The sequence below is a fragment of the Citrobacter sp. ABFQG genome (assembly GCF_004322975.1).
In the GTDB taxonomy this organism is placed as follows: domain Bacteria; phylum Pseudomonadota; class Gammaproteobacteria; order Enterobacterales; family Enterobacteriaceae; genus Citrobacter; species Citrobacter freundii.
In genome coordinates, this window is sequence record NZ_CP036435.1 from 99,253 (window position 1) to 117,857 (window position 18,605).

The following is an 18,605-nucleotide window of genomic DNA, read 5'->3' on the forward strand; positions in this document are numbered from 1 at the left end:
TTAGCGTGTTAGATAGAATTAAAGTCTGCTTTACAGAAAGCATTCAAACTCAGATAGCTGCGGCTGAAGCACTTCCGGATGCGATCTCCCGTGCCGCCATGACGCTGGTTCAGTCCCTGCTCAATGGCAACAAAATTCTCTGTTGTGGTAATGGGACGTCCGCTGCCAACGCACAGCATTTTGCTGCCAGCATGATCAATCGTTTTGAAACAGAACGCCCAAGTTTACCTGCGATTGCACTAAACACTGATAATGTGGTCTTAACTGCGATTGCCAACGATCGCCTGCACGACGAAGTTTATGCAAAACAAGTCCGTGCGCTGGGACATGCAGGAGATGTTCTGCTGGCAATCTCTACGCGTGGTAATAGCCGCGATATCGTAAAAGCCGTTGAAGCCGCCGTGACACGCGACATGACAATCGTCGCGCTGACCGGGTATGACGGAGGGGAACTGGCCGGATTACTGGGGCCGCAGGATGTTGAAATCCGTATCCCCTCACACCACAGCGCCCGCGTTCAGGAAATGCACATGCTGACGGTCAACTGCCTTTGCGATCTCATCGATAACACGCTTTTCCCTCACCAGGATGATTAAGGAGTACACATGAAGGCATTTTCGCCGCTTGCTGTGATTATCGCTGCACTGCTGCTGCAAGGCTGTGTCGCTGCTGCCGTTGTCGGAACTGCTGCTGTCGGCACCAAAGCCGCGACGGATCCTCGCAGCGTCGGCACCCAGGTAGATGATGGAACCCTGGAATTACGCGTCAATACGGCGTTGTCGAAAGATGCCCAGATCAAGAAAGAAGCGCGAATCAACGTGAGCGCATATCAGGGTAAAGTGCTGCTGGTCGGTCAGTCGCCAAATAGCGAACTGTCTGCACGAGCAAAACAGATTGCGATGGGCGTAGAAGGTACGACTGAGGTCTTTAATGAGATCCGTCAGGGCCAGCCAATCGGTCTGGGCGATGCGTCCAACGATACCTGGATAACCACCAAAGTACGTTCCCAGTTACTGACCAGCGATCAGGTGAAATCCACTAACGTGAAAGTCACGACCGAGAATGGAGAAGTGTTCCTGTTAGGTCTGGTGACCGAACGCGAAGCGAAGGCGGCGGCAGACATCGCCAGCCGGGTAAGCGGCGTGAAACGCGTCACGACGGCCTTTACGTTTATTAAGTAATACTGATGCCGGATAGCGACGCCTGAGCGTCTTATCCGGCCTACAGGACGTTATCGTTTGTAGGTCGGATAAGCGTCAGCGCCATCCGGCATTTTATTTAGCCCTTTCGCGTAACTCGGAAGAGGTCAGGATCGAAACCCCTTCATGCCCAGGCGCCAGCGCTTCTGCCAACATTGCCCGCGCAACATCACGCGCTTCAATCGACTTCCAGTTACCCGGCAGCAGCCTGAACAACGGCGCTAAAAACATCTCATTCGCCCGCTGTTTGTCCCTATCACCCAGTAGCATTGAAGGCCGGGCAATGGTCAGCCGAGGCCAATTCTGCGCAATCAGCGCCTGCTCCATTTCACCTTTCACCCGGTTATAAAAAAACGGTGAATTGGCATTAGCGCCCATCGAACTCACCACCAGCATATGCTGTGCCCCCAGCCGACGCCCCGTCAGAGCTGTATCCACTACCAGCGTATAGTCAGCGTGGATAAATGCTTCTTTGCTGCCCGCTTCACGTCGGGTCGTTCCCAGACAACAAAAGACAATATCGACCGGATCGGTAACCTGCGCCAGAGCATCGGTTAGCTGCGGATCGTGGGGATTATAGATGCCAACCGTATCAGCCAGCGGTCGACGCGTCGGCGCCGTAATGGCATTGATCCGGGGTTCATTCAGTAGCATCCGCAATAAATGTCCACCCACCAGACCCGTTGCACCGGTTATTAACACCTGACTCATCGTTTATTTTCCCCTGACGCTTCAATCACTCTTTTAACTATAGATCACGTAGCCAGTGCATCTTTTTACCGAAGCCCAGCGTGTTGTCCGTGAATTTGACTTCATCCAGTCGAATCTCCCACACGGGCGCTGGCAACATTCTGGCGACGGGGAAACGGCGGTTGTAGGCGTTACGCGCGGCTTCACTCTCCTGCCCTTCAAGACGGCGAATCTCCCCCTTAAACTGCACGCCACGAATCAGGGCGACCGTTTTGGGCTGACCATTTACCGTGCCGGCAATCGGTGCACACGGTCCCGACATCTGCGCATGGCGCGTTTTATCTTCGGTCAGCACATAGAATGCCATCTTCTGCGCATCAAACAGGTAAAACGCATTGGCGCACCACAATTCACCTTCGTGGTGTACGCACCAGGTCACGACGTGCTGTTTTGCCAGCCAGCGAGACACCGCAGTCAGTGTTTCCATTTCTGTTCTCTTTTATACTGTAGGCCTGAAAATTATCACGTCGATGGTGACAATGACACCCTGGTATCTGTACCTGATCCGTACCGCTGACAACGCCTTATACACCGGAATAACCACCGATGTGCAGCGCCGCTATAAGCAGCATCAAAGTGGGAAAGGCGCGAAGGCGCTACGTGGAAAGGGGGAACTCACGTTGGCATTTGCGGCGCAAGTTGGCGACCGTTCGCTGGCCCTGCGCATAGAGTATCGCGTCAAACAGCTCACAAAGCGTCAGAAAGAGCGCCTTGTAGAAGGCGAAGGGCTTGAGGCTCTACTGAGCAGCCTGCAAGCCCCGGATGTTAAAAACGATTGAAGTGGTCGTGGTATTCCACCAGGCCCGTCACGCCCTCCAGCGCATCGTCCGCCAGGCGATGAACCTGGAACGCGCTTTCGGTGCCCGGCCAGCGGCAATGCAGGTCATGATGCGCTGCCAGCTCAAAGCCAAAGCGGCTGTACAGTGCCGGATCGCCCAGCGTAACCACCGCGGCGTAGCCAAACTCGTTCAGGGAATCGAGTCCTTCATAGACCAGTTGACGCGCCAGGCCTTGCCCCCGGTAGTTTTCATCCACCGCGAGCGGCGCCATGCCGACCCATTGCAGATCTTCACCCTGAACATCGACAGGACTGAACGCGACGTAACCCACTACCTGACCTTCATCATCGGTAGCAACCAAACCCAACGTTAAGAAACCATCTTCACGCAGGTCGTGGACTAATTTTGCTTCCGCATCGCTCTCAAATGAACGGCGCAGCAACGCATCAATACCAGGGGCATCAATGGGAATCTCAACTCGAATCAGCATGGCTCACCTACCGAGGTCTGTTTGGTTTCTGGCGACGTTTTCATCCCCGCCTCAACAAAATCCGCCAACTGCATCAGCATGACGCGCAACGCTTTAGGCATCTGCTCCAGTTCGATGGCATCCATCAGATTTTTTACGTATAGCCCTAATTCTGTATCACCTTCAATCACCAGGCGACGCTGGAAGAAAAGCGTATCCGGATCCTGCTTGCGGGCCACGATCATCAGGAGATCGCTGGCATCGGCGCTAAAACTCACATCCGCATCTGCATTCTGGCTGACGATAAGTTTATCGTTCTCAACAGAGGTATACCATTTGAGGTCAATGTCACGCACATGAATGCTCAGCCAGCGACCTTCGAGAAACTCCAGCTCCCCATCGGCCAGCGCCTGACTAAACTGCCAGCTCAGGACCTGCTCCAGAACCTGGCGCTTCAGCGCAAAGGGCGTCAGTTTAACCGGTACACTCATCAGAGAAGGACCTAAATGTACTAAGCGTGAACGCAGTTTATCCAACACGAGCTTTACTCCCTGTTTCAATAGTCCTGCTATTTTGCCATATCAAATAAACGACATAGCGGCATAAATCAACAATTCGCTACGAAATTGTTACCTCTTTATTGGTGTCACCAATACGACTTTAACTGCCTCAAATCAAAAATTGTCTCAGCAAGGTTAACTAAAATCCCTCTTCGTTAACATTTCTGCGCCCTACATGGCGCAACGTTCAGGATAAATTATGGAGCTGCTCTGCCCTGCCGGAAACCTCCCGGCGCTTAAGGCGGCCATCGAGAACGGCGCTGATGCTGTCTACATCGGGCTGAAAGATGATACCAACGCCCGTCATTTCGCCGGCCTTAATTTTACCGAGAAAAAATTGCAGGAAGCGGTGAGTTTCGTTCATCAACATCGCCGTAAGCTGCACATTGCGATTAACACCTTTGCGCACCCGGATGGTTACGCACGCTGGCAGCGTGCCGTTGATATGGCAGCGCAACTGGGTGCAGACGCGCTGATCCTCGCCGACCTCGCCATGCTTGAGTATGCCGCAGAGCGCTACCCGCATATTGAGCGCCATGTCTCTGTTCAGGCATCTGCAACCAATGAAGAGGCGATTAATTTCTACCATCGCAACTTTGACGTCGCCCGCGTGGTTCTGCCGCGCGTGCTGTCTATTCATCAGGTGAAGCAACTTGCTCGCGTCACACCAGTTCCCCTGGAAGTGTTCGCCTTTGGCAGCTTGTGCATTATGGCGGAAGGCCGTTGCTATCTTTCGTCTTACCTGACGGGCGAATCTCCTAATACCGTCGGTGCCTGCTCCCCTGCCCGTTTTGTGCGCTGGCAGCAGACCCCACAGGGTCTGGAATCTCGCCTGAACGAAGTGCTGATTGATCGCTACCAGGATGGCGAAAACGCCGGGTATCCAACGCTGTGTAAAGGGCGCTACCTGGTGGATGGCGAGCGCTACCATGCGCTGGAAGAACCCACCAGCCTCAACACGCTCGAACTGCTGCCGGAACTGCTGGCTGCCAATATTGCCTCGGTGAAAATCGAAGGTCGCCAGCGCAGCCCGGCTTACGTTAGCCAGGTGGCGAAAGTGTGGCGTCAGGCAATCGACCGCTGTATGGCCGACCCGCAAAACTACGTCCCGCAGGCCGCGTGGATGGAAACGCTCGGTTCAATGTCCGAAGGCACGCAGACCACGCTTGGCGCGTATCACCGTAAATGGCAGTGAGAAAAGCAATGAAATATTCATTAGGACCCGTGCTCTACTACTGGTCGAAAGAAACGCTGGAAGATTTTTACCAGCAGGCCGCCGCCAGTCATGCTGACGTTATCTATCTTGGCGAAGCGGTATGCAGCAAACGCCGTGCGACCAAAGTGGGCGACTGGCTGGATATGGCGAAGTCTCTCGCCGGTAGCGGTAAGCAGGTGGTGCTGTCGACGCTGGCGCTGGTGCAGGCTTCCTCTGAACTGGGAGAGCTGAAGCGCTATGTCGAAAACGGCGACTTCCTGTTGGAAGCCAGCGATCTCGGCGTGGTGAATATGTGCGCCGAGCGTAAGCTGCCGTTTGTCGCCGGGCACGCGCTCAACTGCTACAACGCCGTCACGCTGCGTATTCTGCTCAAGCAGGGCATGGTGCGCTGGTGTATGCCGGTAGAGTTATCCCGCGACTGGCTGGTAAACCTGCTCAACCAGTGTGATGAGCTGGGTATTCGCAATCAGTTTGAAGTCGAGGTACTGAGCTATGGGCATCTGCCGCTGGCATACTCCGCCCGATGCTTTACCGCACGCTCTGAAGATCGTCCAAAAGACGAATGTGAAACCTGCTGCATCAAATACCCGAACGGACGCGATGTGCTGTCGCAGGAGAATCAGCAGGTCTTTGTGCTCAACGGGATCCAGACCATGAGCGGCTATGTCTACAACCTCGGTAACGAGCTGACATCCATGCAGGGGCTGGTTGATATTGTGCGCCTTTCCCCGCTGGGGACAGAGACATTCGCCATGCTTGACGCCTTCCGTGCCAATGAAAATGGCAGTGCTCCATTACCGCTTGCCGCCCACAGTGACTGCAACGGCTATTGGAAGCGACTGGCTGGTCTGGAGCTGCAGGCGTAAAAAAGCTCACTTTGTTAACAACGGTCATCAAATTTTAATGCAGTATTAAAAGATTAACCGGTAACAAAGTGAGCCGTTATGACTGACAAAACTATTCCGTTCTCGGTGCTGGATCTGGCGCCAATCCCTGAAGGGTCTTCGGCAAAAGAGGCCTTCACGCACTCGCTTGATCTCGCCCGACTGGCCGAAAAGCGCGGCTACCACCGCTACTGGCTGGCAGAACATCACAACATGGTCGGTATCGCCAGCGCGGCAACTTCAGTGCTGATTGGCTATCTGGCTGCCAATACCACCACGCTGCATCTCGGGTCTGGCGGCGTGATGCTGCCCAACCATTCGCCGCTGGTGATCGCCGAGCAGTTCGGTACCCTGAATACGCTGTATCCGGGACGCATCGATCTTGGGCTTGGCCGCGCGCCGGGGAGCGATCAGCCAACGATGCGTGCGCTGCGCCGCCATATGAGCGGTGATATCGATAACTTCCCTCGCGACGTCGCTGAACTGGTGGACTGGTTCGACGCCCGCGATCCTAACCCCCATGTACGCCCGGTTCCCGGCTACGGCGAGCAGATCCCGGTCTGGTTATTAGGCTCCAGCCTGTACAGCGCACAGTTGGCGGCCCAGCTCGGCCTGCCGTTTGCCTTCGCCTCGCATTTTGCTCCGGATATGCTGCATCAGGCGCTGCATCTGTATCGCACCCAGTTCAAACCCTCAGCGCGGCTGGCAAAGCCGTATGCAATGGTGTGCATCAACATCATTGCCGCTGACAGCAATCGCGACGCCGAGTTTCTTTTCACCTCGATGCAGCAGGCGTTTATGAAACTGCGTCGTGGCGAAACGGGCCAGCTACCACCGCCGGTAGAGAATATGCATCAGCTGTGGTCCGCTTCAGAACAGTACGGCGTACAACAGGCGCTGAGCATGTCGCTGGTTGGTGATAAGGCAAAAGTGCGTCACGGTCTTGATGCCATTTTGCGTGAAACCCAGGCCGATGAAATTATGGTTAACGGCCAGATTTTTGATCATCAGGCACGTCTACATTCGTTTGATTTGGCGATGGATGTGAAGCAGGAATTGTTGGGGTAGCGCGGTTTGTGCCTGATGGCGGCTACGCCTTATCCGGCCTACACGATACCATAGGCCCGGTAAGCGCAGCGCCACCGGGCAACGGTTTTACTGATAGACCGGTAACAGATCCACGCTCGACAGAATATGGATGACCGCGTTGCCGATACCGAACACCAGGATCAGCGCAATCATCGGCTTACCGCCCCAGACACGGAATTTCGGGCTACCGAAACGCTCGCGGGATTTACGTGCCAGCAGCGCCGGAACAATGGCAGCCCAGATGGTTGCTGCGAGTCCTGCATAGCCAATGGCGTACAGGAAACCGTTCGGCCATAGCAGGCCACCGATAATTGGCGGGACAAACGTCAGCAATGCCGTTTTGAAACGTCCCATTGCCGAGTCATCAAAGCCAAACAGATCCGCCAGATAGTCAAACAGACCGAGCGTAACGCCGAGGAATGAACTCGCCACCGCAAAGTTGGAGAACACCACCAGCAGCAGATCCAGACTGCGGCTGTTTAGTACGCCGCTCAGCGCCTGTACCAGCACATCAATGTTACCGCCCTGTTGCGCAATACCGATAAACTCTGGACGCGGAATGTTGCCCATTGTTCCCAGCAACCATACGGTGTACAGCACCAGCGCCAGCAGCGTGCCGTACACCAGACACTTAACGATGGTCTTCGGATCTTTGCCGTAGTACTTCATCAGGCTCGGGACGTTGCCGTGATAGCCGAATGAAGCCAGACAAAACGGCAGCGTCATCAGCAGATACGGCGTATACGAAGCGTTGCTCTGCGCCACGTTAAACAGTGTTGCGGGCTGCACGTGCCCCAGCAGACTGCCGAAGGTCAGGAAAAAGGTAATCACCTTTGCGCCCAGCACAATCGCCGTCATGCGGCTAACCGCTTTGGTGCTTAACCACACCACAAATGCCACCAGCAGCGCAAAGCCAAGACCTGCCGCGCGCGCCGGAACATTCAGCGACATCTCGGAGAAGGTGTGATGCAGAATCGACCCGCTCGCTGAGATATAGGCGTAAGTCAGGATATAGAGAACGAAGGCGATCGAGATGCCGTTCACTACGTTCCAACCTTTACCCAGCAGATCTTTCGTGATGGTGTCAAAACTGGAGCCAATGCGGTAATTGAGGTTAGCTTCAAGGATCATCAGCCCGGAGTGCAGCATGCAGAACCAGGTGAAGATCAGCGCCGCCATTGACCAGAAAAACCACGCCCCGGACATGACCACTGGCAGAGAAAACATCCCCGCGCCAATAATGGTGCCGCCGATAATCACCACGCCGCCGAGCAGCGAAGGTGACGTTTGGGTGGTGGTTAGTGTTGCCATTTAGCCATCTCTCCAGTCATTTATATTGTGACTACATCTCAATGTGCTGCACTGTACCAGTACACGAGTACAAATGAAATAAAAAAAGCCCCGATTGTTGAGATCGGGGCTGTATATATTACTTTACGCAGCGAAACTTATGCGTCACCGCCGAAACGACGACGACCAGCGGAGTCATCACGACGCGGAGCAGAAGAATCGTCACGACGCGGACCACGATTGCCTTCACGACGTTCGCCGCTAAAACGACGACCATCACCACGACCGCCTTCACGACGCTCACCGCTGAAATTACGACCTTCGCCACGACCGCCTTCACGACGCTCGCCGCTGAAACGGCCACCACCACGACGCTCACCACCGGTGTGCGGAACTGCATCGCCAACCAGCTGCATGTTCATCGGCTTGTTCAGGATGCGAGTACGGGTAAAGTGCTGCAGCACGTCGCCCGGCATACCTTTCGGCAGCTCGATGGTGGAGTGGGAAGCAAACAGCTTGATGTTACCGATGTAACGGCTGCTGATATCGCCTTCGTTAGCAATCGCGCCAACGATATGACGAACTTCAACACCGTCATCACGGCCCACTTCAATGCGGTACAGCTGCATGTCACCAACGTCACGACGTTCACGACGCGGACGATCTTCACCACCACGGTCATTACGGTCACGAGGGCCACGATCGTTACGATCGCGCGGACCACGGTCATCACGATCGCGGAATTCGCGTTTCGGACGCATTGGTGCATCTGGCGGCAGGATCAGCGGACGTTCGCCCTGAGCCATTTTCAGCAGTGCGGCTGCCAGCGTTTCGATATCCAGCTCTTCTTCCGGCTGCATTTTCGCCAGCAGAGCACGGTACTGATCCAGATCGCTGCTTTCCAGCTGCTGCTGTACTTTAGCGGCGAATTTTTCCAGACGGCGTTTGCCCAGCAGTTCTGCGTTCGGCAGTTCTACTTCCGGAATCGTCAGCTTCATGGTGCGTTCGATGTTACGCAGCAGACGACGCTCACGGTTCTCAACGAACAGCAGCGCACGGCCAGCACGACCCGCACGACCGGTACGGCCGATACGGTGAACGTAAGACTCGGAATCCATCGGGATGTCGTAGTTAACAACCAGGCTGATACGCTCAACGTCCAGGCCACGGGCCGCAACGTCGGTAGCAATCAGGATATCCAGGCGGCCATCTTTCAGACGTTCCAGAGTCTGCTCACGCAGGGACTGGTTCATGTCGCCGTTCAGTGCAGCGCTGCTATAACCGCTACGCTCCAGCGCTTCTGCCACTTCCAGGGTCGCATTTTTGGTACGAACGAAGATAATCGCCGCATCAAAATCTTCTGCTTCCAGGAAACGCACCAGCGCTTCATTTTTACGCATGCCCCACACAGTCCAGTAGCTCTGGCTGATGTCAGGACGCGTGGTAACGCTGGACTGAATGCGTACTTCCTGCGGCTCTTTCATAAAGCGACGGGTAATACGACGAATCGCTTCCGGCATGGTTGCAGAGAACAGAGCGGTCTGATGACCTTCCGGGATCTGCGCCATGATGGTTTCAACGTCTTCGATGAAGCCCATACGCAGCATTTCGTCAGCTTCGTCCAGTACCAGACCGCTCAGTTTGGAGAGGTCCAGAGTACCGCGCTTCAGGTGATCCAGCAGACGGCCCGGCGTACCGACGACGATCTGTGGTCCCTGACGCAGGGCACGTAATTGCACGTCATAACGCTGGCCGCCGTACAGGGCAACCACATTCACGCCGCGCATGTGTTTAGAGAAATCCGTCATGGCTTCTGCTACCTGAACCGCCAGTTCGCGGGTCGGTGCCAGCACCAGAATCTGAGGTGCCTTCAGCTCAGGATCAAGATTGTTGAGCAGCGGTAAAGAGAACGCTGCAGTTTTGCCGCTACCTGTCTGGGCCATACCCAGAACATCGCGGCCGCCCAGCAGATGCGGAATGCACTCTGCCTGGATTGGAGATGGTTTTTCGTAACCCAGATCGTTAAGGGCTTCAAGGATAGGAGCCTTCAGGCCCAGATCTGCAAAAGTGGTTTCGAATTCAGCCATGTAGTACGTGTGCCTCAAAATTAATGGCGGCCAGTCTACATAACTCATCATGAAATTGATCTGCAATTTTCATTGAAAAGTGTGAACCGGCTCAAAGTAGGTGTATTAACGAACAACAACGCCCTCACCCGTGAAGGTGATGGCAATCAAAAAAGATTACGGGCTGATGTGTACGTCAGCTATTGCTGGTCCGATTCTGCCAGGTCATCTTGGTCCTGGCCCAGGAGCGATAATTCCAACAATGCGTATCGGTGCTCAACAAAGTTATGAACGTTGTTAGCCACCGCCAGTTTGAACAATGCCGTAGCGTTGTCCAAATCCCCCAGACTTAGGTAGTACTTACCTAAATAGAAGTTGGTTTCACTGAGATGCTCAGCGAGCGAGGTGTTATCCGTTGCGTCCGCCTTCAGGCGTTCCATCAGCGTTGCTTCGCTAATGTTGCCCAGGTAGAACTCGACAATGTTCCATCCCCATTGCTCTTTATCCGATTTCTCAAAGCGTTGCTTCAACGCTTCTTTCGCCTGCTTCTCATCGAGCTTCTGCTCGGCAAGATAAAGCCACAGACTACGGAAAGGATCATTGGGATCGTCTTGATAAAACGCTAGCAGATCATCTTGCGCTAACTTGTCGCGACCGCCGTAATACAATGCGATACCGCGATTTAAGTGCGCGTAGTTGTAAGTTGGATCAAGCTCAAGTACAGAATCAAACGCTTCATAGGCAGCATCAAAATTGCCTGCCTGCGTTAAATATATACCTAAGTAATTGAATACTTCAGGCATATCTGGTCGGATTGCCAGCGCTTGTGAAAAATCATTTCGCGCCAGTGCCCTCAGACCGAGACTATCATACAACACTCCGCGCTCATATAAAAGCTGTGCGCGTTCGTCATCGGTTAAAGCCCGACTGGCAAGAATTTGTTCCATACGTGCCAGAATCACTTCCTGCTGCAAAGTCGGTTGCAATGGTACTGCGAGGACTTCACTCTTTCGCCAGGCGGAATTACTGCATCCAGCCAGCGTGAGTGCTGTCGCAACGAAACACCAGCGCAAAAAAGGCTTCATTTCCCACTCCCGAAGACAACGATTGAATGAACGTCCAGGTTCCCCGGTTGCTAACAAGGCATCCTGCCGGGTTAAAGGCCCTCCGCTTTCACGGAGGGCAATGGCAACCTTACTCGCCCTGGCTTGCCGGAGCTTCCGGTTCGCCTGCAGGCTGAGACTGCTCAGTTGCTTCTTTAATGCTCAGACGTACACGGCCCTGGCGATCAACTTCCAGAACTTTGACCGGTACTTCCTGGCCCATCTGCAGGTAGTCGGTCACTTTCTCAACGCGCTTATCAGCGATCTGAGAGATGTGTACCAGACCTTCTTTACCGCCACCGATGGCAACGAATGCGCCAAAGTCAACGATACGGGTCACTTTACCATTGTAGATACGGCCTACTTCGATCTCTGCGGTGATCTCTTCGATACGACGGATAGCATATTTCGCTTTTTCGCCGTCGGTCGCAGCAATCTTCACGGTACCATCATCTTCGATTTCAATGGTGGTGCCGGTTTCTTCGGTCAGAGCACGGATAACAGAACCGCCTTTACCGATAACGTCTTTGATCTTGTCCGGGCTGATCTTGATGGTGTGGATACGCGGAGCAAATTCAGAGATATCGCCACGCGGTGCGTTGATCGCTTGTTCCATCACACCCAGGATGTGCAGACGCGCACCTTTAGCCTGGTTCAGAGCAACCTGCATGATCTCTTTGGTGATACCTTCAATTTTGATATCCATCTGCAGTGCAGAGATACCGTCGCGGGAACCCGCCACTTTGAAGTCCATATCGCCCAGGTGGTCTTCGTCGCCCAGGATATCAGACAGAACAACAAAGTTGTCGCCTTCTTTCACCAGACCCATCGCGATACCCGCAACGGCGGCTTTGATCGGCACGCCTGCGTCCATCAGCGCCAGGGAAGCACCACATACGGAAGCCATGGAAGAAGAACCGTTAGATTCGGTGATTTCAGAAACCACACGCACGGTGTACGGGAATTTATCCAGTTCCGGCATTACTGCCAGTACGCCACGTTTCGCCAGACGGCCGTGACCAATCTCACGACGCTTCGGAGAACCGACCATACCGGTTTCACCTACGCAGTACGGAGGGAAGTTGTAGTGGAACAGGAAGTTGTCAGTGCGCTCGCCCATCAGTTCGTCAAGGTTCTGCGCATCACGAGTGGTGCCCAGGGTCGCAGTAACCAGCGCCTGAGTTTCGCCACGGGTGAACAGTGCGGAGCCGTGGGTACGCGGCAGAACGCCAGTACGCACGTCCAGACCACGGATCATGTCTTTTTCACGGCCATCGATGCGCGGCTCGCCTGCCAGTACGCGGCTACGAACAACGTTTTTCTCGATAGCGTGCAGGATTTCACCCAGTTCGTTAGCGTCCAGGGTTTCGTCTTCAGCCACCAGAGTCGCGATGGTTTCAGATTTGATTACGTCAACCTGAGCATAACGCTCTTGTTTGTCAGTGATGCGGTAAGCATCGCTCAGGCGAGCTTCTGCCAGTGCGGCAACGCGTGCGTTCAGCGCTTCGTTGACGGCTTCTGGCTGCCAGTCCCAACGCGGTTTGCCAGCTTCTTTCGCCAGCTCGTTGATAGCCTGAATCACAACCTGCTGCTGTTCGTGACCAAACACAACAGCACCCAGCATCTGATCTTCGCTCAGCAGTTCTGCTTCGGATTCAACCATCAGTACGGCTGCTTCAGTACCCGCAACAACCAGGTCCAGCTTGCTTTCTTTCAGTTCGTCCTGAGTCGGGTTCAGTACGTACTGGTCATTGATGTAACCAACACGTGCAGCACCGATCGGGCCGTTGAATGGAATACCAGACAGAGTCAGCGCAGCAGATGCACCAATCATTGCCACGATGTCCGGGTTAACCTGCGGGTTAACGGAAACAACGGTCGCGATAACCTGAACTTCGTTCACGAAGCCTTCCGGGAACAGCGGGCGAACCGGGCGGTCAATCAGACGCGCGATCAGGGTTTCGCCTTCGCTCGGACGGCCTTCACGACGGAAGAAGCTACCCGGGATACGGCCAGCAGCGTAGGTACGCTCCTGATAGTTAACGGTCAGCGGGAAAAAGTCCTGGCCTGGTTTCGCTTTTTTCTGGCCAACAACGGTAACGAATACCGCGGTGTCATCCATGCTAACCATAACAGCGGCAGTCGCCTGACGCGCCATCATGCCGGTTTCCAGCGTAACGGTATGTTGACCGTACTGGAATTTACGAACGATCGGATTAAGCAAAATAATATCCTTTCTCTATTTTTTTGACGGCACATTTTGCGCCATCGTTAATACCCGATCTTCTGCGCATCCTCGCGACTAATGACAACCCTAACCCATAAGCATGAGTAAAGCCTCTCATTAGCCGCGCGAACCTCTGCAACGGAAGATCATTCATAGCAACAATACATTAGTTTCCAGCGAATTGCTGCCATCTGCTGGAAAAAAGGGGCCATGAAGGCCCCCTCTTTCTGAAACTCGAAAGAATTAGCGACGCAGACCCAGACGCTCGATCAGCGCGGTGTAACGTGCAACATCTTTACGTTTCAGGTAGTCGAGCAGTTTACGACGCTGAGAAACCATGCGCAGCAGACCACGACGGCTGTGGTGATCTTTTTTGTGCTCTGCAAAGTGGCCCTGCAGGTGGTTAATCTGTGCAGTCAACAGTGCAACCTGAACATCGGTAGAACCGGTGTCGTTTGCATCACGACCAAACTCAGAAACGATTTTAGCGGTAGCTTCAGTACTTAGAGACATTTTAAAACTCCAAAGTGATAAGAATGAAAGGATGCCGATCTCTAATTCAGCTATCCCAGTGTATACACTTTATCCTTCAAACTGACTCTGCGTTGGCTGCGTCCGCTCACCTCAGTCACTTACTTAAGTAAGCTCCTGAGGATTCTCAGACTTGCCGCCTTGATGCAGCTCGAATGATTTTGTGTATACGTCGCGTAGATTGTTAAACAATTTACGCGACGTTAAGCGGCAGTATTCTACTCGCAGCGCCCTTTTATCGCAAGACAGAGAGCGCTATGCAGGATACTCAACCACCAGGCGACGGGGGGCGACACGACCTTCATCGTCCATCTCCCCCATGCCAATAAACTTGCCGTCATCGCCTTCCGTCACGCGGACCAGCCCTTCCAGCGGCGCGCCTGATGTCCGTACCGGGTTACCGTTTTTAAAGTAAACCGAGGATGTTAAAGGCAAATTAACAACAGGATAGTCCGATGCAGGACTGTCCATTGGCATCAGCAAAGGATCAAGCAGCTGTGCCGCCGGAATGTTCTGCTGCTCGGCCTGTTCAACCAGCTCACGCAGATGTTCCAGCGTCACCATTCGATCCACCGGATACTTGCTGACCGTCAAACGACGCAGATACGTGACGTGCGCGCCGCAGCCCAACTTCTCACCGAGATCGTCAACAATGGTGCGAATATAGGTGCCTTTGGAACAGTGAACTTCCAGCTCCAGTTCGTTACCTTCGTGACGGATAAACAGCAGCTCATAGACGGTAATCGGTCGCGCTTCACGCGGCACTTCAATACCCTGACGCGCATATTCGTACAGCTTCTTACCCTGATACTTCAGCGCCGAATACATTGACGGGATCTGCTCGATATCGCCGCGGAAAGTTTCCAGCGCGCTCGCCAGTTGTTCTGCGGTGAAGGTTACCGGACGTTCCTGCACGATTTGCCCATCGGCATCGGAAGTGTCTGTACGCTGGCCCAGACGGGCAACCACACGATAGCGTTTGTCAGAATCCAGCAAATACTGTGAAAACTTAGTCGCTTCACCGAGGCAGATTGGCAGCATGCCTGTCGCCAGCGGATCCAGTGCGCCGGTATGTCCCGCGCGATTGGCATTGTAGATGCGTTTTACTTTTTGCAGTACATCATTGCTGGACATGCCCTGCGGCTTATCCAGCAGCAGGACACCGTGAATGTCGCGACCACGACGACGAGGACGACTCATCAGTCCTCCTTGCTGTCGTCCGCTGGGTTCACACGACGCTCATCGTCATGTTTCACCACGCTGGTCACCAGGTTGGACATGCGCATCCCTTCAACCAACGAGTTGTCGTAGAAGAAGGTCAGCTCAGGCACGATACGCAGACGCATTGCTTTACCCAGCAGAGAGCGGATAAAACCAGAGGCTTCCTGCAGTGCTTTGATGCCGTTTTTCACAGCAGCTTCGTCCTGATCGTTGAGGAAAGTCACGAATACTTTGGCATATGCCAGATCACGAGACATCTCAACGCCCGATACGGTGGTCATCATACCAACACGCGGGTCTTTGATTTCGCGTTGCAGGATGAGTGCGATCTCTTTCTGCATCTCTTGCGCGACACGCTGCGGGCGACCAAATTCTTTCGCCATAATAAATTCTCCAGAATAAAGACAAAAAAGGGGCTATCAGCCCCTTTTTAAATTTCTTGCCGGGTGGCGCTTCGCTTACCCGGCCTACACCTAATCATCTTCTAAGGATTTTGGGCTGCAAATTGCGGCCCAAAAGACGACGAAGATTAAGCGATAGTACGTTGGATCTCGATAATCTCGAACACTTCGATCATATCGCCAACGCGAACGTCGTTGTAGTTCTTAACGCCGATACCACATTCCATGCCGTTACGGACTTCGTTAACGTCATCTTTGAAGCGACGCAGGGATTCCAGCTCGCCTTCATAGATAACCACGTTGTCGCGCAGAACGCGGATTGGGTTGTGACGTTTAATCGTGCCTTCGGTAACCATACAGCCTGCGATAGCGCCGAATTTCGGTGATTTGAACACATCACGAACTTCAGCCAGACCAATGATCTGCTGTTTCAGTTCCGGAGACAGCATGCCGCTCATCGCTGCTTTCACTTCGTCGATCAGATGATAGATGACGGAGTAGTAACGCAGATCCAGGCTTTCAGATTCGATAACTTTACGTGCAGAGGCATCAGCACGGACGTTGAAGCCAACCAGAATCGCGTTGGATGCCGCAGCCAGGGTCGCGTCGGTTTCGGTGATACCACCTACGCCAGAACCGATGATCTTCACTTTGACTTCGTCGGTAGACAGTTTCAGTAAAGAGTCGGAAATCGCTTCTACAGAACCCTGAACGTCAGCCTTCAGGACGACGTTCACTTCGTGAACTTCGCCTTCGGTCATGTTAGCGAACATGTTCTCGAGTTTAGATTTCTGCTGACGAGCCAGTTTAACTTCACGGAATTTGCCCTGACGATACAGTGCAACTTCACGGGCTTTCTTCTCGTCACGAACGACAGTAACTTCGTCACCTGCAGCCGGAACACCGGACAGACCGAGGATTTCCACCGGAATGGACGGACCTGCTTCCAGTACTTCCTGACCCAGTTCGTTACGCATAGCACGAACGCGACCGTATTCGAAGCCACACAGTACGATGTCGCCTTTGTGCAGCGTACCTTCACGCACCAGTACGGTAGCAACCGGACCACGACCTTTATCCAGGAAGGATTCGATAACCGCACCGCTCGCCATACCTTTACGCACAGCTTTCAGTTCCAGTACTTCGGCCTGCAGCAGGATAGCGTCCAGCAGCTCGTCGATACCGGTACCCGCTTTCGCAGAAACGTGAACGAATTGGCTCTCGCCGCCCCACTCTTCCGGCATGATGCCGTACTGGGACAGTTCGTTTTTAACGCGATCCGGATCCGCTTCCGGCTTATCGATTTTGTTGACTGCAACCACCACCGGCACACCCGCCGCTTTCGCGTGCTGGATAGCTTCGATGGTCTGTGGCATCACGCCGTCGTCTGCTGCAACAACCAGAACAACGATATCCGTTGCCTGAGCACCACGAGCACGCATGGAGGTAAACGCGGCGTGACCCGGGGTATCCAGGAAGGTGATCATACCGTTGTCAGTTTCAACGTGGTACGCACCGATGTGCTGAGTAATGCCGCCCGCTTCACCAGAAGCCACTTTCGTGGAACGAATGTAGTCCAGCAGGGAGGTTTTACCGTGGTCAACGTGACCCATGATGGTCACAACTGGTGCGCGCGGTTCAGCCGCAGCACCGGTGTCACGGTCGCTCATTACCGCTTCTTCCAGCTCGTTTTCACGACGCAGGATAACTTTGTGGCCCATCTCTTCGGCAACCAGCTGTGCGGTTTCCTGGTCGATGACCTGGTTAATGGTAGCCATTGCGCCCAGTTTCATCATCGCTTTGATGACCTGAGAGCCTTTAACTGCCATTTTGTTCGCCAGATCGCCAACGGTGATGGTTTCGCCGATCACAACGTCACGGTTAACGGCCTGAGCTGGCTTCTGGAAGCCCTGCTGCAGAGCGGAACCTTTACGCTGCTTACCGCCTTTACCGCCGCGAACCGCTGCACGCGCTTCTTCACGGTCAGCTTTAGATTCAGCGTGTTTGTTGCCTTTCTTCGCCGGACGCGCTGCTTTAGTGCTGCGAGTACGACCACGACCGCCTTCGACTTCACGATCGTTCTCGTCTTCAGCCTGGCGAGCATGCTGAGAAGTGGTGACGTGATAATCGCTGGTGTCTTCGACAGGTTCAACGTTATTCACACCATTTTTCTCGTTTTCTTCCGCCATACGGCGAGCTTCTTCCGCTACGCGGCGCGCTTCTTCTTCAAGCTTGCGACGTGCTTCTTCTTCCGCTTTACGCTTCAGTTCTGCGGCTTCATTTTCACGGCGGGCTTTTTCGGCCTGGGCGGTTTTAGTCATATCGTCGGTCTGTTGATTGCTCACTTTGTCTTTTTCCGCAGCTTCACGTTTCGCTTTATCAGCGGCTTCACGCTTAGCTTGTTCTGCGGCCTCACGTTCGGCTTTTTGTTGCGCCTCGCGTTTGGCAGCTTCTTCTGCCTCACGACGGGCTTGCTCTTCCGCTTCACGCTGCGCCTGCTCTTCCGCGGCAAGGCGTTCAGCCTCTTGCGGATCGCGTTTCACAAAGGTGCGTGTCTTGCGGACTTCGATTTGTACCGATTTGCTTTTTCCACCGGTACCTGGAATATTGAGAGTACTGCGCGTTTTACGCTGCAATGTCAACTTATCCGGCGCTGAGCCGTTTTCACGGTTCAAATGCGCCAGTAAGGTTTGTTTCTCTTGTGCAGACACAGAGTCGTCAGCAGACTTCGGGATACCGGCATCAGCAAATTGCTGTACCAGGCGATCCACGGAAGTCTGTATCTCTGCAGCCAGCGTTTTTACGGTTACATCTGTCATA

Annotated in this window: 19 protein-coding genes; 6 read left to right on the plus strand and 13 right to left on the minus strand. The window is 53.9% G+C overall.

The window, feature by feature from the left end; genetic code table 11:
• Positions 1 to 5: 5 nt before the first annotated feature.
• Both diaA and dolP read left to right on the plus strand, forming a co-directional pair.
• Complete coding sequence (diaA, locus tag WN16_RS00465) at positions 6 to 596, plus strand: DnaA initiator-associating protein DiaA (RefSeq protein ID WP_003024948.1); 591 nt, start codon at positions 6 to 8, stop codon at positions 594 to 596.
• A 9-nt stretch (positions 597 to 605) separates the two neighbouring features.
• Entirely contained in the window at positions 606 to 1,181 is a 576-nt protein-coding gene (dolP, locus tag WN16_RS00470; protein WP_044701311.1) for a division/outer membrane stress-associated lipid-binding lipoprotein, read from the plus strand.
• A 93-nt stretch (positions 1,182 to 1,274) separates the two neighbouring features.
• Here the strand turns inward: dolP and WN16_RS00475 are convergent, their stop codons facing one another.
• Positions 1,275 to 1,910 (minus strand): NAD(P)H-binding protein, encoded by a 636-nt coding sequence (locus WN16_RS00475; RefSeq protein WP_003024957.1) that lies wholly within the window; start codon positions 1,908 to 1,910, stop codon positions 1,275 to 1,277.
• Between the two features lie 37 nt (positions 1,911 to 1,947).
• Entirely contained in the window at positions 1,948 to 2,376 is a 429-nt protein-coding gene (locus WN16_RS00480; RefSeq protein WP_003839984.1) for a YhbP family protein, read from the minus strand.
• A 43-nt stretch (positions 2,377 to 2,419) separates the two neighbouring features.
• Here WN16_RS00480 and WN16_RS00485 point away from each other — a divergent pair, with 43 nt between their 5' ends.
• Positions 2,420 to 2,728 carry a GIY-YIG nuclease family protein gene (locus tag WN16_RS00485; protein ID WP_088169154.1) on the plus strand — a complete coding sequence of 103 codons (309 nt, stop codon included), beginning with the start codon at positions 2,420 to 2,422 and terminating at the stop codon, positions 2,726 to 2,728.
• Here the strand turns inward: WN16_RS00485 and WN16_RS00490 are convergent.
• Together WN16_RS00490 and WN16_RS00495 are read right to left on the minus strand one after the other, a co-directional pair.
• A complete protein-coding gene (locus tag WN16_RS00490; RefSeq protein ID WP_003844854.1) occupies positions 2,715 to 3,218 on the minus strand; it encodes an N-acetyltransferase in 504 nt (167 codons plus the stop codon). The two genes, WN16_RS00485 and WN16_RS00490, sit on opposite strands and share 14 nt — an antisense overlap.
• A complete protein-coding gene (locus WN16_RS00495; protein ID WP_003024968.1) occupies positions 3,212 to 3,736 on the minus strand; it encodes an SCP2 domain-containing protein in 525 nt (174 codons plus the stop codon). The genes WN16_RS00490 and WN16_RS00495 overlap by 7 nt, the downstream gene beginning before the upstream one ends.
• Positions 3,737 to 3,956: 220 nt before the next feature.
• Between WN16_RS00495 and WN16_RS00500 the strand changes: the two genes are divergently transcribed.
• The 3 genes from WN16_RS00500 (at position 3,957) to WN16_RS00510 (ending at position 6,925) form a co-directional block, all read left to right on the plus strand.
• On the plus strand, positions 3,957 to 4,952 hold the full coding sequence (locus tag WN16_RS00500; protein WP_003839981.1) for a peptidase U32 family protein: 996 nt from the start codon (positions 3,957 to 3,959) through the stop codon (positions 4,950 to 4,952).
• Positions 4,943 to 5,839: a U32 family peptidase gene (locus WN16_RS00505; protein ID WP_044701313.1), complete on the plus strand. Its 897-nt coding sequence runs from the start codon at positions 4,943 to 4,945 to the stop codon at positions 5,837 to 5,839. Before WN16_RS00500 ends, WN16_RS00505 begins: the two co-directional genes overlap by 10 nt.
• Positions 5,840 to 5,917: 78 nt before the next feature.
• Positions 5,918 to 6,925 carry an LLM class flavin-dependent oxidoreductase gene (locus WN16_RS00510; protein WP_032950308.1) on the plus strand — a complete coding sequence of 336 codons (1,008 nt, stop codon included), beginning with the start codon at positions 5,918 to 5,920 and terminating at the stop codon, positions 6,923 to 6,925.
• An 87-nt stretch (positions 6,926 to 7,012) separates the two neighbouring features.
• Here WN16_RS00510 and mtr read toward each other — a convergent pair whose 3' ends face one another.
• The 9 genes from mtr to infB all read right to left on the minus strand — a co-directional run bounded on the left by mtr (position 7,013) and on the right by infB (position 18,604).
• Positions 7,013 to 8,257, minus strand: coding sequence for a tryptophan permease (gene mtr / locus WN16_RS00515; protein ID WP_032950309.1), 1,245 nt, complete (start codon positions 8,255 to 8,257; stop codon positions 7,013 to 7,015).
• 137 nt (positions 8,258 to 8,394) lie between these two features.
• Positions 8,395 to 10,323, minus strand: coding sequence for a DEAD/DEAH family ATP-dependent RNA helicase (locus WN16_RS00520; RefSeq protein ID WP_016151048.1), 1,929 nt, complete (start codon positions 10,321 to 10,323; stop codon positions 8,395 to 8,397).
• Positions 10,316 to 10,396 carry a protein YrbN gene (yrbN, locus tag WN16_RS00525; protein ID WP_010723222.1) on the minus strand — a complete coding sequence of 27 codons (81 nt, stop codon included), beginning with the start codon at positions 10,394 to 10,396 and terminating at the stop codon, positions 10,316 to 10,318. Before yrbN ends, WN16_RS00520 begins: the two co-directional genes overlap by 8 nt.
• 106 nt (positions 10,397 to 10,502) lie before the next feature.
• On the minus strand, positions 10,503 to 11,387 hold the full coding sequence (gene nlpI / locus WN16_RS00530; protein ID WP_003024982.1) for a lipoprotein NlpI: 885 nt from the start codon (positions 11,385 to 11,387) through the stop codon (positions 10,503 to 10,505).
• A gap of 109 nt (positions 11,388 to 11,496) precedes the next feature.
• Entirely contained in the window at positions 11,497 to 13,629 is a 2,133-nt protein-coding gene (gene pnp, locus WN16_RS00535; RefSeq protein WP_003024984.1) for a polyribonucleotide nucleotidyltransferase, read from the minus strand.
• A gap of 246 nt (positions 13,630 to 13,875) precedes the next feature.
• A complete protein-coding gene (rpsO, locus tag WN16_RS00540) occupies positions 13,876 to 14,145 on the minus strand; it encodes a 30S ribosomal protein S15 (protein ID WP_000059465.1) in 270 nt (89 codons plus the stop codon).
• 273 nt (positions 14,146 to 14,418) lie between these two features.
• Positions 14,419 to 15,363, minus strand: a complete 945-nt coding sequence (truB, locus tag WN16_RS00545) for a tRNA pseudouridine(55) synthase TruB (RefSeq protein ID WP_003024986.1) — start codon at positions 15,361 to 15,363, stop codon at positions 14,419 to 14,421.
• The gene (rbfA, locus tag WN16_RS00550; RefSeq protein WP_003024988.1) at positions 15,363 to 15,767 is read right to left on the minus strand and encodes a 30S ribosome-binding factor RbfA; all 405 of its coding nucleotides are present in this window, start codon (positions 15,765 to 15,767) and stop codon (positions 15,363 to 15,365) included. The genes truB and rbfA overlap by 1 nt, the downstream gene beginning before the upstream one ends.
• Before the next feature lie 146 nt (positions 15,768 to 15,913).
• Entirely contained in the window at positions 15,914 to 18,604 is a 2,691-nt protein-coding gene (infB, locus tag WN16_RS00555; protein ID WP_003844847.1) for a translation initiation factor IF-2, read from the minus strand.
• Position 18,605: the final 1 nt, after the last annotated feature.

Coding starts and splice junctions, on each gene's coding strand:
- dolP (WP_044701311.1), top strand. CDS start 606: ATGAAGGCATTTTCGCCGCTTGCTGTGATTATCGCTGCACTGCTGCTG.
- WN16_RS00475 (WP_003024957.1), bottom strand. CDS start 1,910: ATGAGTCAGGTGTTAATAACCGGTGCAACGGGTCTGGTGGGTGGACAT.
- WN16_RS00480 (WP_003839984.1), bottom strand. CDS start 2,376: ATGGAAACACTGACTGCGGTGTCTCGCTGGCTGGCAAAACAGCACGTC.
- WN16_RS00485 (WP_088169154.1), top strand. CDS start 2,420: ATGGTGACAATGACACCCTGGTATCTGTACCTGATCCGTACCGCTGAC.
- WN16_RS00490 (WP_003844854.1), bottom strand. CDS start 3,218: ATGCTGATTCGAGTTGAGATTCCCATTGATGCCCCTGGTATTGATGCG.
- WN16_RS00500 (WP_003839981.1), top strand. CDS start 3,957: ATGGAGCTGCTCTGCCCTGCCGGAAACCTCCCGGCGCTTAAGGCGGCC.
- WN16_RS00505 (WP_044701313.1), top strand. CDS start 4,943: ATGGCAGTGAGAAAAGCAATGAAATATTCATTAGGACCCGTGCTCTAC.
- WN16_RS00510 (WP_032950308.1), top strand. CDS start 5,918: ATGACTGACAAAACTATTCCGTTCTCGGTGCTGGATCTGGCGCCAATC.
- mtr (WP_032950309.1), bottom strand. CDS start 8,257: ATGGCAACACTAACCACCACCCAAACGTCACCTTCGCTGCTCGGCGGC.
- WN16_RS00520 (WP_016151048.1), bottom strand. CDS start 10,323: ATGGCTGAATTCGAAACCACTTTTGCAGATCTGGGCCTGAAGGCTCCT.
- yrbN (WP_010723222.1), bottom strand. CDS start 10,396: ATGAAAATTGCAGATCAATTTCATGATGAGTTATGTAGACTGGCCGCC.
- nlpI (WP_003024982.1), bottom strand. CDS start 11,387: ATGAAGCCTTTTTTGCGCTGGTGTTTCGTTGCGACAGCACTCACGCTG.
- rpsO (WP_000059465.1), bottom strand. CDS start 14,145: ATGTCTCTAAGTACTGAAGCTACCGCTAAAATCGTTTCTGAGTTTGGT.
- truB (WP_003024986.1), bottom strand. CDS start 15,363: ATGAGTCGTCCTCGTCGTCGTGGTCGCGACATTCACGGTGTCCTGCTG.
- rbfA (WP_003024988.1), bottom strand. CDS start 15,767: ATGGCGAAAGAATTTGGTCGCCCGCAGCGTGTCGCGCAAGAGATGCAG.
- infB (WP_003844847.1), bottom strand. CDS start 18,604: ATGACAGATGTAACCGTAAAAACGCTGGCTGCAGAGATACAGACTTCC.